Below are 17430 nucleotides of genomic sequence, written 5' to 3' on the forward strand. Positions count from 1 at the left end.
TCTAATCTTTAATATAAAATGGTGCAGTTTCGTTAAAATACTACCCACAGAAAATGTACCAGATATCTACATTATTTGTCAATAAATATAAAAAAGTAGTTATTAAATTTTTACACTTAATAACTACTTTCTATTTGTTAATTAGTATTTTTATAGACTATATATATCAGAAAATTCTATTTCACATATTTCAACATGCTTACATTTTCTGTCAACATCATATTGACTATTTTCTTCATTTATTTTAATAGGAATACTAAAAATAAATTCTGATCCTTTATTAACTATACTTTTAACATTTATTTTACCACCATGCAATTCTACTAAATTTTTAACCAAAGATAGACCTATACCACTTCCTTAACAACTTCTACTAAGTAAACCGTCTACTTGCTTAAATCTATCAAAGATAGTATTTAACTTATCCTCTGGTATACCAGTTCCACTGTCTTTTACAGAAACTATTATTTCATCATAACTTACGTTAACTATAACTTTTATAAATCCATTTTGTGGTGTGTATTTTATAGCATTAGATAAAAGATTCAACATTATTCTTTCTATTTTATCTGGATCACAATAAGTGATTACTTCTTCCTCATCAGTATCAAATATAAGATTTATTTTATTAGTTTTTGTATAATCTGCTACAGACAAAGTTATATCTTCAATAATATTTATAATATTTTGATTAGTACATTTTAGATTATATATTCCTATGTCCATTTTACTTATATCTATTAAATTGTTTGATAATCTTAACAATCTATATGAGTTCTGCTTTATATATTTAATATATTGCTTCAAGCTATCTATTTGAATATTATTATTTTCTATATATTTATTAATAATTTGCATAGTTCCTAATATAATATTTATTGGAGTTCTAAATTCATGAGATATATTTGAAAAAAACTCATTTTTTACAACTTCCAAATATACTGCTTCTTCTAATTTTCTTTTCTCTTTTTCTCCCTCTAATTTTTTTGTAATATCTCTGGCTGTTGTTACATAAATCTCTTCCTTACCTAAATACCTACTATTCCATTCAATATAAATATATTTTCCATCCTTATGTCTAAACCGAATAGTATTTCTAGTGTTTTTGCCATCTAAATTTTCTAAATTATCTCCTTCCTTAAAGGATTTTAATTCCTCAGGATGAACGAAATCTGATAATGCCTTAGATAATAGCTCTTCTTCTGTCCATCCTAAAACATTGCACCAACTATGACTTATTCTTTTTATATAGCCATCTTTTCCTACTATAGCTACTAAATCAACTGAAATATCTAAATACTCTTCTAGCTCTTTTTCTGTATATTCACGCTTTTTGTTTTCAGCGGAAACTTCATTTGAAAGCATAATATTCATAAGTACGACAGATATTTTGCTACATATGCATTTCATATACTCATCGATATTAAATTTAGGATAGTTGTTATTACTATAACTTATGCCTACAAATCCTATAAATTCATTACTTAGCTCTATTACATAATTTCCTGCATAATCTAAATCATCAGTAGATATATAATCTGAACTTGTTAAATTAGTCATTTTTTCTTTTGTAAACATATTATTAAGATAACTTTTATAAACATCTGAATATAAATTTTCTACGTTAAATGGGATAATTTCTACATTTTCAAGTTGCTTTTTCGCCTCTCTTAGTTTTATAAAAGGTACTAAACCTTTTTTATCTTTATCATACAATAATATAGAAATACCATCTGCTTGTGTATAATCAAGTATATGTTCTGCAACGTTAATTAAGATTTTATTTAAATAGAATGATCTGCTTCTATCAACATCTAATATATTTTTATTTGTTGTTGTATTATAGTTTTTGTATAACTCATCTGATAACATTTTCGACAGATCGATATTTTTAGTTGATGCTACTATATATTTAGGTTTTCCATTTTCATTATAAATCGGAACTTTATAACTTCTATAGCAATGAATATGACCATCAACCTCTATTTTTTCATTAAATTTCTGTGGGCTTTTACTCTCAAAAACATATTTATTGTTTTTTTCAAACTCCTTATAAATATGATGTTTCCAATAATCTTTGTTATATACTCCAATAATATCTTCTCTATTTATATTTAATATATCAGCAAAAGTTTTATTGCCATATATATACTTTCCGTCTTCATCTAAAGCATATGTACAAATATTAATATTATCTAAAATATCTTCTAATACTTCAATATTATATGGTTTTGAATTAACTTCTTTTCCTATAATAAAAATACTTTTTTCATCATTATAATTTTCCATGAAGATATTTGAATTAATTTTGATTAATTCTTTTGATTTTGAATAAAACTCTAGTATTTTGCTTATTTCTCCAGAATGTTTTGGTATATTATTGTATTCAATCTTTGTTATTTTACGTACATTTAAATTTAAAATTTCTTTATCCTTCAGCCTTGTATATTATTTTAATAGTCATATAATATTACCATATTTTACATACAGGAACAATAAACTATACACTTGTTATTTTGTATTATTTATACTAACAAGCATTCATCTTTTACCTTAACAGTACCACCCTTAAGAACTTTAGTAAATATTCCATTTTTAGGCATAATACATTCTCCAACTTGATAGTATATCTGACATTTGTCATGACATCTCTTACCAATTTGAGTCACTTCAAGCAGTACATCTCCTATTTGTATTTTCTGACCTATTGGAAGAGTATTTAATTCTATGCCTTCCACAACTAAATTTTCTCCAAAAGCTCCAAAATCCACATTGGCTCCTTTTTTTCTAAATTCATCTATCTTATTAAATTCCAATAAACTAACTTGTCTATGCCACTTCCCTGCATGAGCATCATTTTCTATTCCAAAATCTTCAATAAACTTAGCCTCATCTATTTCAGTTTTTAATGTTCCTTTTTTCTCACTTATACAAATTGCTAATACTTTCCCCATTGTCTATCCTCCAATTTGATTCATATATTTATTTTCTTTGTTGTCACAGCTTTCCAGGAAAAGATGCTTTTCTGGTTTATCATAAATATTTTCATATATTAATGCATTTAGATCTTTATCGAATATTTCATTATCAAGATGCTTCTTTAAATCTACCCCATAGTTATAGTGTAGACATTTTTTTAAAAATCCACTTGAGGTTAATCTGATTCTGTTGCAGTCTTCACAAAAACAACTACTAATAGGACTTATAAATCCTACCTTGCCTCTATAACCTTCTATTTTTATATAATTTGCTGGTCCACTTTTTTCAATTTTGTTTTCTTCTTTTACATTTTTAAAGTTTGATTTTATTATATTTAGTATTTCTTTATTATTGGTTCCCTTATGTTTTTTTGCTGCTCCTATGGGCATAAGTTCAATAAACCTTAGATCTAAATTTTTATTCTTAGTTAAATTTATAAAATCTATTATTTCATCTTTATTTATATCATCTACTATAACTGTATTTATTTTAACTTTAAGTCCCAGTTTCAATGCTTTATCTATTGCACTTAAAACTTCATCTAACTTATCAAATTTAGTAAGCTCTTTAAATCTATCTTTTCTTAAAGAATGTAAACTTATGTTTACTCCAGTAAGTCCATTTTTCTTAAAAGCTTCTAGTTTATCGTGTAACAATACACCATTTGTCGTTATATATATTTCCTCTATTCCTTCTATATTGCTTAATCTGTAAATTAAATTTTCAATATTTTTTCTTACAAGAGGCTCTCCTCCTGTAATACGAATTTTTTTAATTCCTAATAAAGCACACTGTGTAGCAATTTTTATTATTTCATCATCATTTAAAATATCTTTATTACATGTGTTTAATATGTTGTTATCATCTATACAATAGATACATTTTAAATTGCAATTTTCCGTAACAGAAATCCTAAGGTAGTCTATTTCTCTTCCAAATTTGTCTATCATTTAATTTCTCCTATTTACCAAATGAGCAATGAGGAAAAGTACAAACTCCACAATTCAAACACATTCCACCATTTCCATAAGATGCTATATCTTCAAAGGATAATTTTTCATCTGCTAAAACTCTTGGTAATACTAAATCAAAGATGGTTCTTTTTGAATACATGGCACAGCTCGGAACTCCTAGGATTGGTATATCTTTATGATATGCTAGTAAAAACATGGCCCCTGGAATTACTGGCGCACCATAAGTTACTATTTCTCCATTACAATCTTTTATAGCTGAAGGTGTAACGTCATCAGGATCAACTGACATTCCTCCTGTACAAATTATCATGTCGGCTTTTTCTTCCTCTATTGCTTTTAAAATATTTGATCTTATCATCTCTTTATCATCAGGTAAAATAACTTGTTTTACAATCTCTGCACCATAATATTCTACCTTTTCTTTCATTACAGGTAAGAAAGCATCTTTTATTCTGCCTTTATAAATTTCATTTCCTGTAGTTATAAGAGCTGCTTTTTTAGGTTTTATTTCTTTTACACTTATTATTTTTTCTTTTATTATTTTTTCAGCTTCTATTATTTTTTCTTCATTTATTATCAAAGGAATAACTCTAGTTGCTCCTATTTTTTCACCCACTTTAACCGGAGTATTGTTGTGCATTGTAGATACTATTATTTCACCTAACATATTTAACTTTAAAAGTAAGTCTTTGTTTACTTTTAATACCCCTTGTCTAGCAGAAAAGAAATCTATTTTACCTTCTTTTATTTCTTCTGATATATAACATCCTTCACCTAAAACTAAATCTTTTATTCTTGTTGCTGCATCATTTTCATGAAGCTCGTCTTCTTTTGGTTCCCAAACATATATATGTTCTTTTCCTATATCTAAAAGCTTAGGTATATCTTCTTTTTTAATTACATGACCTTTTTTAAATAATCTCCCTTTAAATTCTCCCGGTACTATTTTTGTAACATCATGAGATAAAATACAACCTATAGCATCTTCTATTTTTATTTGTTTCATACTCTGTTCTCCTAAACTATGTCTATTTTTCGTATATTTAATTAGATTTCACTAATATTTTTTAATATTTTTATACAAATATTATTATAACACATATATTCGAATCAAATAAAGTTTTATTGTACGTATTTACCGCAATAAATGTAACAAACTAGTTTAAGAGCAGTTTATAACTTCCAACAAAAAAAGGCATATTATTTATAATATACCTTTTTAATAACTTATTCATTTCATACCGCTTCACTATATTCATATTCTAAACTTTCTTTACTCTTTTTCAGTACATTCTTAGATATTATAAGAACAATAAGTTCTGATACAAGAGTAGCTATCCATATACCAAATCCACCAAATATAAGGATCATTACTATTAAAGTGATTGTTATTACAACTACTCCCCTACCTAAAGAGACTATTCCCGCTTGAACTGGCATATCTACAGCCACACAGAATCCTGAAGTTATTACATTATATCCCATTATTAAAAATGCTGGAGAAAATAATCTTAAAACATTTACTGTATAATTAAACAATCCTTCATCTACATTGTTAAGGAATAATAATACTAATTGCTTTGCAAATACAAAGACTATTAAAAACGATACTATTGATGAAATTCTTATTGTTTTCATTCCCATTTTTAATATCGATAAAACAGAATCTTTGTCTTTTTTACCATAATAGTAGCTACAAATAGGTTGTATTCCTTGTGATATTCCCATCATAGTTGTTAATACCAACGTGTTTATATAACAAACTACACTATAACTTACTAATGCATTTTCACCAATTACTCTTAATATACTTTGATTAAAAATTAGAATTACAACTGCCACACTTAATTCTGTTGTAGAATCTGGAATTCCTATAAACAGTACTTTTTTAACAACACTAAAATCAAAATGGAACTTTGTAAATTTAAGCTTACCTCTTTTTCTTAAAAAATGTATAAAGAAAAATGAGAATGAAAATACCCTTGCTATTCCTGTTGCAACTGCAGCTCCTTTAACTCCATAACCTAGTTTTATTACAAATATATAATCGAGCACTATATTAGTTATTGCAGATATTATTACACCTATTGTTGCAAGGTGAGGATAACCATCACTTTTTATTAATACTTCTAAGTAATATGAAGCTAAATAAAATAAAGTAAATAGCATTATAGTTCCCACGTATTCTTTAACATAAACCATTGTCGAGTTAGTTGCACCTAAGAATACTGCTATTTTATCTAAATTTAATAAACTGACTAACATTATAATTGCTGCTAAAATTACCATTACAACTAAATTCAATGTAAAATACTCATTTGCTTTTTTATTTTCTGAACTTCCTAACTTAATAGCAACTACAGTACTTGCCCCTGTTGCAAATAAAATAGATATTGCAAATAACATATTAATGTATGGTGTAGATATATTTACTGCTGCAAGAGCATCACTACCTACTCCTTTACTTACAAATATCCCATCTACCATCGAATATAATGAAAATACCCACATTGCTGCTACTGAAGGCACTACATACTTTTTAAATTGTGATTTTAAACTTATTGAATTTTCCATATTATTCATCTCCCTCCACTATAAAACTATAAACTGTGGTATAATACACATGTCAATAAATATTTTTTAATTTTTTGAGGTGATTTTTTGAAAAGAAAATATTATAAAACTGGTGAACTTTCAAAGATATATAAATTAGGTAGAGATTCAATAAAATACTACGAGAAACTAGGTCTTTTAAATCCTACTAGAGACACAAATTCTTATAGAATGTATACAATTAAAGATATCTGCAATTTAAATCTTATTCGAGAGCTTAGAACTCTAGATTTTTCTATGCAAAGAATCAAAGAATATATTGAAAATAGAAATATTGAAACTACCAGAAAAATGCTTTCTGAAGAAATTGAATTAATAGAAAAAAAAGTAGAAGTTTTAAATTCTCACAAAGACTCTTTAAGCAGAAGATTGTCCTCTATAGATAAATGTATAGAGCATACTACTTTTAATAGAATCGAGCTTTTATATATGACCAAAAGAAAAGCACTTACAGTAGACTCCAACGAATCTTTTGCAGAAAATAATGATTATTTAATTCAAAAATTAAGCGATAAGTTTGAAGATAAGTTTTATGTGTTAGGCAATAGCAACTTTGGAGCTGTTTTTGATTCTAAAAGTATTGCCAACGGAATTTATAATTATTACAAACATACCTTTTGTTTATTAGATGAGGATGCTTCTGATTATAACTTTGTTTTAGATGAAGGATATTATGTTACATATACTTACAAAGGTGACTATAATCAATATGAACGAGTTTTTGAAATGCTTTACAAATTTATTGAGATTAATAAATATACTATTTTAGGCGATCCTATAGAGATTTATAAAATAGATGTTTATGAAACCTCCATGGAAGATGAGTACGTTACACAAGTTCAGATTCCTGTTAAACTTTTAAGCGATCTTTCTTTCTAAAATATAAAAAGATATTGTCTTTAGACAATATCTTTTTATTAATTTCAATGGTGGATACTAATCCTAGGAATAATATCCATGATTATTCTAACTATTATTGCAATAGTTAATTTATACGCTCTAATCATCATTGCATCTATAGATATTCTCCACTTTTTTAAATCCTATATAAAAATCTAAATTAGTTGGATATATTAATGCTAAAATACAATAGTTAAAAATAAATAAAAATATTTTGCTATGTTGCAAATTTGCGAATATATTATTATAAGTGAACTCAGAAAGTCACCTATTCTTTCAACTGTATATAAATTACTCATAAATTTCTCTCAATCCTTATTTACTAATAAAATTAATAATAGCATCGTTTATCTCATTGTATTTACCTCTTTTTCACTGTTGAATAAAATAAAAGAATCACTCTAATGACTATCAGAGTGATTCTTTTAAAATTAAGATATCTTTATATTACTTTTCTCTAATATTAACTATTTTTGTAATCAATAAGCTTAAAATCACAAAAGCTATACTTATAATCCAAGTTTTTATTTCAAAATTATATAATAATAAATTAATCCCTGAAGCAGCAATTAAAACATAGCTAACAGAGAGTACTATTATATTTTTAGCATTTTTTTTAGATAAAATCATTCGTATACTTAAAGCAAACATCCGTATACCTATAAACGCCATAAGTATGCCTATAATATCTTGAATTATATAGTAATAATGAAAATCCATATATTTACTCCTCTTTATATAGCGTCTACAGATTCAGCAATTATATCAAATTCTTCATCTGTATAAGTAGTCATTGTAAATCCAGTCACACCATATATAAATGTTATTATTGGAGTTATCCAACTTATGAAACAGTATGGTATAAACTCATACGGACTAACGCCTAATGTTTGACTACAGAATATTGCATTAGAATTCCAAGGTATTAATGGTGCGCCAATTGTTGCAGTATCTTGTATTATTCTAGATAAATTTTCTGGCTTTAACTTAAATTCCTTGTATAAGGGTGACATTACAGTCCCAACAAATACAGAAGTAAACATCATAGACGAACTAAATGCATTTGCAAGATAACTAGCTATAAATGTACTTCCAATTAGTTTAGTTCTTGATTTTCCTATTTTACTTAACATAGGCTCTAATAACACTTCTAAGAACCCTGTCTTTTGTAGTATACCAGCTATTACAAATACTACAAACACTAAAAGTACAGTCTCCGCCATGCTCATTATTCCACCTCTATTTAGCAATCCGTCTGTATAAGTAAGGCCTGTCTCTATAGAGAAACCATTAAGCATATAACCTAGTAATTTGTTAACACTTTCTCCTTCTTGAATAAATGCTATAACTGAACCTACTACTGCAGAAGATAATATAGAAACTATAGGTGGCTTTTGCAATAATAATAAAATAAATAAGAATATCATCGGAATTACTGCTATAAATCCTATGTTAAAATTAGCTTTTAAAACTTCCATTACTTGATTTATTTGATTGTAATCTATAGTATTATTAGCATATTTAAATCCTATAACTGTATATAAAATAGTACATATTATATAAGATGGCACCGTTGACGAAGTCATATGTTTTATATGAGTTATAACATCTGTTTTACAAACTGCAGCTGATAAGTTTGTAGTATCTGAAAGTGGTGAAATCTTATCACCAAAGAATGCACCAGATATTATTGCTCCAGCAGTTAAACCCGCAGGAACTCCCATACTAGTACCTATACTCATTAAAGCTATACCAGAAGTTCCTAAAGTCCCCCAAGAAGTTCCCGTAGCTATAGATGTTAAAGAACATACTAAAAATGTTGTAACTAAAAAATATTTAGGTGTTATTATTGTAAGCCCACCATAAACTATAGTAGGAATTGTACCTGCTGCTGTCCAGGCAGCAATTAGCACTCCAACAGAAAGTACAATCAAGTTGGATTGGAAAGCTCCCTTTCCTACCTCAAATCCTAATTCTTCAATTTCACTATTCGTATAACCTAATTTCATAGCTGCCGGTACTACTATTAACCATGATAATAAAAACATTATTGTTATTGATGCATTAAATACAACCATACCAACTGTAGTTAGAGATATAATTGCGATCATCACTAAAGCCGCAAACTTAAATGTAGGTTTTCTTTTTTCAATATTTATACTCATTTCATATTTCCATCCTTTTTGATTTTTTTACTCAAATGTCCAGATAACGTTATCATTTTAAACGCAGATAATTTCTCTCTATTAAAACTAGCTTAATCATCATTAAGCTAGTTTGCTGTAACTATCCAATTATAGCTTTTTTTATTCTATTTAATCCTTCTTCTACCATAGATCTTGGGCAGGCAAGGTTTATCCTTTGATATCCTTTTCCTCCAATACCGAAAGAATTTCCACTATTTAAAGCTACCTTCCCTTTTTCAACTAATAATTTACAAACTTCATCATCGCTTAATCCAGTATAACTAAAGTCTACCCATAGTAAATAAGTACCTTCTGGTTTTCTAACTTTTAGAGATGGTATATTTTCTTTTATATAATTTATGGCAAAATCTATATTACCTTCTAGGTATTTAAGATATTCTTCTAACCACTCCTCACCTTCGTTATAAGCTGCTTGAGTAGCTACTAAACTAAATGCATTGTTTCTTCTTATATCTAATCTTATGAAAGCATCATCTAATATTTTGTAGTAATTTTCATTTGGTAATATAACTTGAGACATTTGAAGTCCAGCTATATTAAATGTTTTAGTTGGGGCCATACAAGTTATACTATTTTGTGCAAACTCTTCACTTATTGAAGCAAACGGAGTATGTTTATGATTTTTTAATATTATATCACTATGTATTTCGTCCGATATTACTAGTACATTATGCTTCATACATATGTCACCTAATTTTATTAACTCCTCTCTGGTCCAGACTCTACCTACTGGATTGTGCGGATTGCAAAGTATAAACATTTTTACATCTTTAATTTTTGATTCTATATCTTCATAATCCATTATATAGTTTCCATCTTCTATTTTTACTAGCGGACTTATTACAAGATCTCTTTTATTTTGATTTACAACACTATTAAATGGGCTGTAAACAGGTTCTTGTATCATTATTTTATCGTTTTCTTTAGTCATTTCTTGTATTAATATACTTATAGTTGGAATTACCCCTGGACTAAACATTAGCCATTCTGGCTTAATTTGCCAACCATATCTTCTCTTAACCCAATTCACAATAGACTTATTATATGATGCTGGCCTAGTTGTGTATCCATAAATGCCTTGTTCTAATCTATTTCTAAGTTCATTTATTATGCATGGTGCTGTCTCAAAATCCATATCTGCTATCCACATAGGTAAAAGGTCATTAGTACCATATTTTTTATCCATTTCTGACCACTTTGCTGAAAAATTATTACTTCTATCAATTACATCATCAAATTTATAACTCATAATTGCTATACCTCCAATATTTTTTTATTTTATAATTATATATAGCAATATTCATGCCAAATTTCATTATTATTTTTTATATTTATTAAAAACCTTGAAATTTAAACAGTCTTTTTTATTTTAAATTAAATAAATGTAATTGTTTTTGTTCAATTTTTTTTGACTTATTAATTTTTATTATAAAAGTAACCAGCAAATAAAAAAACAGGTTTAACGGTTATACATTTCACCCAATTAAACCTGTTTTTATCTAGATTTTACTTTCCATGTTCTTTTAAAAATGACCTTCCCTTTTCAGTAACTATAGATCCTCCACGTCCTGATAAAACTTTTACAAGTTCATACTCTTGAAGTTCAAGGAGAATACTCCTAATTTGTTGTTCGGTTAAAAACACTTGTTCTTCCAATGCATATTCGTATATTTTCTTTCTTCCTATTCTTTGTTTAAGGTTATAAGCTTGATTCATTTTGCTAAGTACAAAAATATAATCACTTATAAGTCTCTTAAATTTAAATTTATCATAGCTTTTTTCTTCTTTTGCTATTTCTTCACATGGATCTCTTTGTTCTAAAGATTCAAGGATATATTCTGGTAGATCAGACACTTCAATTATATCTTTACCTGTATATGAAAAATACTCAGCTAAATTACTTAATTCTCTTATATTTCCGTCCCAATTATATCTTTTAAATATATCTACAACTTCATCTGAAAGTATAAAGTTAGCATCTAAATTTTTCTTAAATGATTCAAATATTAAAAATAAATCATCTACCCGTTCTCTCAATGGACTTACTTTTAAAGGAAGAACATTTAATCTATAAAATAAATCTTTTCTAAATTTACCTTCACAAACTAATTTCTTTAAATCTCTATTTGTAGCTGCTACAATTCTTATATCTAGATCAACAACCTTATCTGAACCAACTCTTCTAATCTGTCTTTCTTGTATGACTCTAAGCAGGCTAGCCTGTGAATTTAAATCCATCTCTCCAATTTCATCTAAAAATATAGTTCCTTTATTGGCCATTTCAAAAAGTCCTATCTTTCCACCTTTTTTTGCACCTGTGAAAGCCCCCTCATCATAACCAAAAAGTTCACTTTGCAAAAGTCCTTCCTGAAAAGTACTACAGTTTACCGCAACAAATGGTCCTTCACTTCTATAAGATGCACTGTGAATAGATTGAGCAAAAAGTTCTTTTCCTGTACCACTTTCACCAATTATCAATATAGAAGAATTTGATTGAGCCATTTTATAAGCAATTTTTTTACTTTCCATAATAGATTCACTGCATCCAACTATATCTTCAAAATTGTATTTACTAACATTTCCAGAGTTCATAAGCTGGGCTCTAAGCTTTGCTTGCTTTTTCTCAGATACATAAAACTTAGCAAGTTTTATTATAAAACCTCTAAATCCACATATATCTGCATATCTAATATCTAAATTTATATCTATGTTTTTAACTCTAACAACCTTCTGTATATTTGCACTTTCCTTCTTTAACTGTCTAAAATCAAAAGATTTTATATAATCACCAATATATTTTCCAGTCATTCCATTTTCATTTACATCTAGTATCTCTCTTGCTGCATGACTGTAAAACTGAACAATTTTATCTTCACTTATACACACTAAGCCTTCATCTATTGATGCCAATAAAAAATCAAATTTATTTTCTAGTCTAGTTTGGCTTAATAAAAGTTTTTCTGTAATGTAGCTAGTAGGAACAACTTTAGCTATAAATTTATTCAATAAATCCTCTCTTATTAAGTGCTTTAAGTCTAGGTGAATTGCTATATCAGCTATACATCCTAAATCTATTATTCTATATCCAAGGTCAATTATTTTACAGTTATGGCAATCTATTAAAATTTCTTCTCCTGGTGATAAAACTATAGAATCAGGTAAAATATTATCAGCTCCAGGGTAGCTAGGTATAAAGTTTTGTATATTAATTCCTAGCTTATGTATAATCGTTATAGTTTCAAGTGCCATACTTTTAGATAAATTATATACAAATACCTTCTTGTGTTCATCTAGTTTTGATATTTTTTTTACACTGGATTTTTCGAAGGTTAAATTAGGTATGATTATTTGTGTATCATTTGAACACATTGCTGAGATTTCATCATATTTTAATCTCACAGAAAGAACGATTAGTTTTTCATGTAATAGATTAAGATTATCTTCTTCAAAAGAATAAAGGTTTATGTTTATATTACTGCCTAAAAAATACTTTATTTGATTTGAATAAACCTCTCCTGCATCTTTTTTTAGTGTTATTATAGCTAGTTCTCTTTTTTCCATCACCGCTCCTTGTAAACCATCCATATATTTATTAAGTCCAATTATATCAATAATCTTTTTGAAAATCAAATTTCATAATAAAATAAGCCACTTTTTATAAAAAAGCGGCTTATCAATATAATCGCTATTAAGTTATTTTCCTAATATTTCATTTAAATCTAATGTTTTAGTTCCATTTTCTAATATAAAACATGGTATTCCTATACCATCTGTAGCTCTTACTTCTTCATATATATCTAAACCTTGGCGAAGAGCTAAATATTCTTTTAAATCTGGTAAACTTGCTGATAAATTTTTAAAATCAACCTCTATATTTCTATCTCTTAATTGGCATAATGCATATAATGTATCTGGACATAAATGGCTTCCTACTACAGTTATTTTCATAATAATTCTCTCCCTTTTAATTTATAATTTTTATGTAAATTTTTTATTTGTTTATAACAGCTATAGCTTCTATTTCGCAAAGCACACCCTTCGGTAATTCTTTAACTGCTACACAACTACGAGCTGGATTAGATATAAAGTATTTTGCATATACCTCATTAAATTCTGCAAAATCTGCCATATCAGCTAAGAAACATGTTGTTTTAAATACATTTTCGATGTTAGTTCCAGCTGACTCTAATATAGCTTTAACATTTTTACAACTTTGTTCCGCTTGTAACAATATCCCTTCTGGTACTGATCCATCTTCTGGATTTACTGGTATTTGACCTGATGTAAATGCAAAGTTGTCTATTTGATATCCTTGTGAATAAGGTCCTATAGCCCCTGGTGCATTTGTTGTTTCAAGTATTTTCATTATAAATTCACCTTCCTTATGTTTATATAAATCTTAATAATCTGGTATCACCAAATTCTTAGTTTATATAAAGCAAATACCATGCCAACTTATAAAAAAGTTTACATTTTTTGAAACTCTTTATAACGCTCATACTTTTTAGATTGATTAATTATATTAATTTTATTTTTTAATTATTTATTATTCCAGTGGGTTAAATTGTTTAAACTGTTCAATCTTTTCAACCTTTTAATACCCACTATTAAATTCTCTATTTATAAACTCAACAACTATCTAATAATTAGTTTACTTGGTTCATTGACATAAACACTTCATCTTTGACATTTAAACCTTTAATTTTCTCCAAATTATCAAGTTTACTTGCGTCAAATACAAGTAAATATACTGTTATTATTACAGTTAAAAGTGCAAATAATAATTTTTATGATTTTGTTGCTGGCATAAAACATATTCCTTCCTTTTTTAATAATTATCTTTAAACAACAAAAATACACATATAAGTATTTTGTACCGTAATCAAATTTACGTTCAATGTACTACATGTGTACTCCCTTTTTGTTTAGTATTTAATTCACTTTAATTATAATATTTTTTAATAAAAATCAATATTTGTAAATAAATTGTTGTTTATTATACTTATAATTTTCATATTCTACTTATTTCAATAATTTATAATTCCTAAATTGTATAATTCAAGGGGAAGCTCTTATTTTTTCATATACTTTTACCCTATTTATCTCTCCTATGAGTGAGACTCCCTCTATTCTTAACAAGAAGTATCTCAGCCATTATTCCAAAAGCTATCTCATCCACATCATTAGATGAAATATTTATACCAACAGGAGCATAAACATTATCTAGTTTTTCTTTAATCACATTTTCTTCAATTAAACTCTCTTTAACTTTAATCCATTTTTTTCTACTACCTATCATGCCTATATAGTTGGCATTTTTATTTATTACACTTCTTAAGCTAATAAGATCACCTTCATAGCCTCTAGTAGCTATAATCACATAAGTATTATCGTTAATATCCATATCTTCAACTATTTTAGCTATATCTCCAGCATAAATTTCATCTGCATTTTCAAATCTATCAGTATTTGCAAAATCTTCTCTATCATCTACTACAACAGTGTAAAAGTCTAAATTTTTAGCTATTTTAAATAGTGCCAAACCTATATGTCCACCGCCGATTATTAAAAGTTTTGGCTTTGGCTTAAATATTTTTATATATCCATAAGCAGTTCCACCACATTGCATACCTAAGTTCCCAGAATCATTTAAAGTATATTCAAAGTTGCAATCGTCCCCACTTTTCAAACATTCAATACATTTGTTTATAACTTTATGCTCTATCATTCCACCACCAACAGTTCCCATAACATTACCACCTTGAAATACCGTTATAGTCGCTCCCATTTTTCCAGGTGTAGAGCCTATTGTTTTTGTTATTGTGGCAAGAGCCACTTTGTATCCTTTTTTCACTTCATTGTATATTTCTTTTAATAAAATTTCGTCCATTTATCTACCCTCATGTCTTTGTTTCATATATAATACAGCTTCTAACACTCCACCAGCAATTGTTCTAGCTTTGTCGGATATGGTATAAGAATTTTTCACTTCTTCTATACGTGGATCAATATCAGCTATTTTTAATCTTACTTTTATCTTACTTTTATCTCTAATTATTCCTCTCAAAACTCCATCTATAGTAGCTTTTACTTCAGTTATAGTTTCATTTTCAGTATCATTTATTTTAGCTATAACTTCTCCTTTTTTTACTATATCACCAATTTCTTTCATATTTGATATTATCCCTGATGATGGTGAGTATATTACTCTATCTTTACTTACTCCTTTTACAGTCCCAGGTATACCTGTATTAGAAATAGCATATCCCTTTTCTATTATTCTTCCCAAATCATGACCTCGCATAGTCTCTATTACTATGTCCACATCTTCTCCTGCACAGAACCCTGGTCCTAATGCTATAGTTATTGGTGCCATATCCTTTCTTGTACCTAAATTTCTCTTTGCTAATATTGCATCTACTAATGCCAATGGTTTTAATTTTTCAATATAATTTCCAGATGGATCTATAATCACAGGAATTTCATTTCTATCTAAAATAGAGTATACTTCCTCTATATTATTTGCTTTCTCACATACAACATTTTCCACCACAATTTTATTTTCGTATACAGCTTCACTAAAACACACTGATCTTCTTATGGCAGATGGATTTTCTATTTCTAGAATTACTACTTTAAATCCACATCTATGAAGCTTGTATATCGTTCCTGTGGCTATGTCTCCACCACCCCTAATTACTATTATGTCCTTTTTCATTTTCTGCCCTTCTTCTTAAAAGATTATTAAAATCATCTATATTATCAACATCAAATAGGGTATTTTCCCTAACATTAACATATTTTATTTTATGTGAAGATTTGATGATACTTTTACCACCTTTATCTCCTCTTAAGTTTAACAACTGTTCTTTATATGTACTTGGATATATGACTGGATTTCCACTCTTATCTTTATACTTTGGTATAACAATACAGTCTGTATCTTCTTTAAAAACTTTTATTAGCTTTTCTATATCCTTTTTATTTATAAGAGGCTGATCTCCAACAAAGAACATGTATCCTTCACAATAATCACAGTTTTTTACTCCTAGTTTTATAGATTCACTTTGACCTTTACTCGGATATATATTACTTACTACTTTATAATCTAATTTTTCTCCAAACTCTTTTATTTCTTCATATTGAGTAACTAATATTTTCTGCTTAAAATTACCTTCTGATATTATATTTAAAGTGTACTCAATTAAAAACTTATTATTGTACTTCATAAGAAGTTTGTTTTGACCCATACGCTTCGAAAAACCTGAGGCCATAATTATTGCTGAAATCAAGTTTATCATCCTTTTTGTTAATTCATTAAAAATATTTTAATATTTTTCATTTATATGAGTATCAGTATGAGGATTATCTTCTTCATTTATATACTCATTATTTTCATTACTATTATCTAAATCTTCATTATTATCCACGTCTTCATTATCGTCTGTATCTTGGTTATCGTGTATATCTTCGTAATTATTCATATACTCTTGTAATACATAATATTTTTCGTAATACTCATCTGTACTATCAATTTTTACAGCCAAATTTAAAAATACTGCCAATATTATCAACCCTGCTATATAATATGCAAAATACACATTCTTATCTTTGTTATAGTTTTGTGAACTGTTCAAATTTTTAGTAGCTATACCATTATTACTTACTTCATTTTTCATTTTATAATTCTCCTAAAATCATTATTTTTCTAAAAAGCTATTCTTCTCATAATAAGAATACAGGTACTAATACATAAG

15 protein-coding genes and 1 pseudogene are annotated in these 17430 nt (G+C 27.4%); 1 reads left to right on the forward strand and 15 read right to left on the reverse strand.

Translation table 11 applies throughout. The features are described from left to right. Positions 1–150: 150 nt before the first annotated feature. The 5 genes and pseudogenes from K0039_RS01295 to K0039_RS01315 form a co-directional block, all read right to left on the reverse strand. Positions 151–2289: pseudogene (locus K0039_RS01295) on the reverse strand (PAS domain-containing sensor histidine kinase). A 236-nt stretch (positions 2290–2525) separates the two neighbouring features. Continuing rightward, on the reverse strand, positions 2526–2954 hold the full coding sequence (locus K0039_RS01300; RefSeq protein WP_228103256.1) for an MOSC domain-containing protein: 429 nt from the start codon (positions 2952–2954) through the stop codon (positions 2526–2528). Positions 2955–2957: 3 nt separating this feature from the next. Further along, positions 2958–3929: a GTP 3',8-cyclase MoaA gene (gene moaA, locus K0039_RS01305; protein ID WP_228103257.1), complete on the reverse strand. Its 972-nt coding sequence runs from the start codon at positions 3927–3929 to the stop codon at positions 2958–2960. 10 nt (positions 3930–3939) lie between these two features. Then, complete coding sequence (locus K0039_RS01310) at positions 3940–4959, reverse strand: molybdopterin-binding protein (protein ID WP_228103258.1); 1020 nt, start codon at positions 4957–4959, stop codon at positions 3940–3942. Between the two features lie 230 nt (positions 4960–5189). Continuing rightward, positions 5190–6527, reverse strand: coding sequence for an MATE family efflux transporter (locus K0039_RS01315; RefSeq protein ID WP_228103259.1), 1338 nt, complete (start codon positions 6525–6527; stop codon positions 5190–5192). A gap of 87 nt (positions 6528–6614) precedes the next feature. On the opposite strand from K0039_RS01315, the gene K0039_RS01320 reads away from it, so the two are divergent. Beyond that, positions 6615–7445 carry a MerR family transcriptional regulator gene (locus K0039_RS01320; protein WP_228103260.1) on the forward strand — a complete coding sequence of 277 codons (831 nt, stop codon included), beginning with the start codon at positions 6615–6617 and terminating at the stop codon, positions 7443–7445. A 468-nt stretch (positions 7446–7913) separates the two neighbouring features. Here the strand turns inward: K0039_RS01320 and K0039_RS01325 are convergent, their stop codons facing one another. The 10 genes from K0039_RS01325 to K0039_RS01370 all read right to left on the reverse strand — a co-directional run bounded on the left by K0039_RS01325 (position 7914) and on the right by K0039_RS01370 (position 17352). Next, on the reverse strand, positions 7914–8186 hold the full coding sequence (locus K0039_RS01325; protein WP_228103261.1) for a hypothetical protein: 273 nt from the start codon (positions 8184–8186) through the stop codon (positions 7914–7916). Positions 8187–8200: 14 nt separating this feature from the next. Beyond that, positions 8201–9631, reverse strand: coding sequence for a Na+/H+ antiporter NhaC (nhaC, locus tag K0039_RS01330; RefSeq protein ID WP_228103262.1), 1431 nt, complete (start codon positions 9629–9631; stop codon positions 8201–8203). 121 nt (positions 9632–9752) lie between these two features. Continuing rightward, a complete protein-coding gene (locus tag K0039_RS01335; protein WP_228103263.1) occupies positions 9753–10922 on the reverse strand; it encodes a MalY/PatB family protein in 1170 nt (389 codons plus the stop codon). A 257-nt stretch (positions 10923–11179) separates the two neighbouring features. Then, the gene (locus K0039_RS01340; protein WP_228103264.1) at positions 11180–13258 is read right to left on the reverse strand and encodes a sigma-54 interaction domain-containing protein; all 2079 of its coding nucleotides are present in this window, start codon (positions 13256–13258) and stop codon (positions 11180–11182) included. A gap of 108 nt (positions 13259–13366) precedes the next feature. Further along, on the reverse strand, positions 13367–13621 hold the full coding sequence (locus K0039_RS01345) for a glutaredoxin (protein ID WP_228103265.1): 255 nt from the start codon (positions 13619–13621) through the stop codon (positions 13367–13369). Between the two features lie 43 nt (positions 13622–13664). Then, on the reverse strand, positions 13665–14039 hold the full coding sequence (locus K0039_RS01350) for a RidA family protein (RefSeq protein WP_228103266.1): 375 nt from the start codon (positions 14037–14039) through the stop codon (positions 13665–13667). A 729-nt stretch (positions 14040–14768) separates the two neighbouring features. Next, complete coding sequence (locus tag K0039_RS01355; protein ID WP_228103267.1) at positions 14769–15563, reverse strand: XdhC family protein; 795 nt, start codon at positions 15561–15563, stop codon at positions 14769–14771. Then, on the reverse strand, positions 15564–16391 hold the full coding sequence (gene yqeB / locus K0039_RS01360; protein WP_228103268.1) for a selenium-dependent molybdenum cofactor biosynthesis protein YqeB: 828 nt from the start codon (positions 16389–16391) through the stop codon (positions 15564–15566). It lies immediately after the preceding gene. Continuing rightward, positions 16366–16974: a molybdenum cofactor cytidylyltransferase gene (mocA, locus tag K0039_RS01365; RefSeq protein WP_228103269.1), complete on the reverse strand. Its 609-nt coding sequence runs from the start codon at positions 16972–16974 to the stop codon at positions 16366–16368. The genes yqeB and mocA overlap by 26 nt, the downstream gene beginning before the upstream one ends. A 27-nt stretch (positions 16975–17001) precedes the next feature. After that, a complete protein-coding gene (locus tag K0039_RS01370; protein WP_228103270.1) occupies positions 17002–17352 on the reverse strand; it encodes a hypothetical protein in 351 nt (116 codons plus the stop codon). Positions 17353–17430 lie beyond the last annotated feature (78 nt).

It is taken from the genome of Terrisporobacter mayombei (assembly GCF_020748465.1).
In the GTDB taxonomy this organism is placed as follows: domain Bacteria; phylum Bacillota; class Clostridia; order Peptostreptococcales; family Peptostreptococcaceae; genus Terrisporobacter; species Terrisporobacter mayombei.

Coding starts and splice junctions, on each gene's coding strand:
- K0039_RS01300 (WP_228103256.1), bottom strand. CDS start 2,954: ATGGGGAAAGTATTAGCAATTTGTATAAGTGAGAAAAAAGGAACATTA.
- moaA (WP_228103257.1), bottom strand. CDS start 3,929: ATGATAGACAAATTTGGAAGAGAAATAGACTACCTTAGGATTTCTGTT.
- K0039_RS01310 (WP_228103258.1), bottom strand. CDS start 4,959: ATGAAACAAATAAAAATAGAAGATGCTATAGGTTGTATTTTATCTCAT.
- K0039_RS01315 (WP_228103259.1), bottom strand. CDS start 6,527: ATGGAAAATTCAATAAGTTTAAAATCACAATTTAAAAAGTATGTAGTG.
- K0039_RS01325 (WP_228103261.1), bottom strand. CDS start 8,186: ATGGATTTTCATTATTACTATATAATTCAAGATATTATAGGCATACTT.
- nhaC (WP_228103262.1), bottom strand. CDS start 9,631: ATGAGTATAAATATTGAAAAAAGAAAACCTACATTTAAGTTTGCGGCT.
- K0039_RS01335 (WP_228103263.1), bottom strand. CDS start 10,922: ATGAGTTATAAATTTGATGATGTAATTGATAGAAGTAATAATTTTTCA.
- K0039_RS01340 (WP_228103264.1), bottom strand. CDS start 13,258: ATGGATGGTTTACAAGGAGCGGTGATGGAAAAAAGAGAACTAGCTATA.
- K0039_RS01345 (WP_228103265.1), bottom strand. CDS start 13,621: ATGAAAATAACTGTAGTAGGAAGCCATTTATGTCCAGATACATTATAT.
- K0039_RS01350 (WP_228103266.1), bottom strand. CDS start 14,039: ATGAAAATACTTGAAACAACAAATGCACCAGGGGCTATAGGACCTTAT.
- K0039_RS01355 (WP_228103267.1), bottom strand. CDS start 15,563: ATGGACGAAATTTTATTAAAAGAAATATACAATGAAGTGAAAAAAGGA.
- yqeB (WP_228103268.1), bottom strand. CDS start 16,391: ATGAAAAAGGACATAATAGTAATTAGGGGTGGTGGAGACATAGCCACA.
- mocA (WP_228103269.1), bottom strand. CDS start 16,974: ATGATAAACTTGATTTCAGCAATAATTATGGCCTCAGGTTTTTCGAAG.
- K0039_RS01370 (WP_228103270.1), bottom strand. CDS start 17,352: ATGAAAAATGAAGTAAGTAATAATGGTATAGCTACTAAAAATTTGAAC.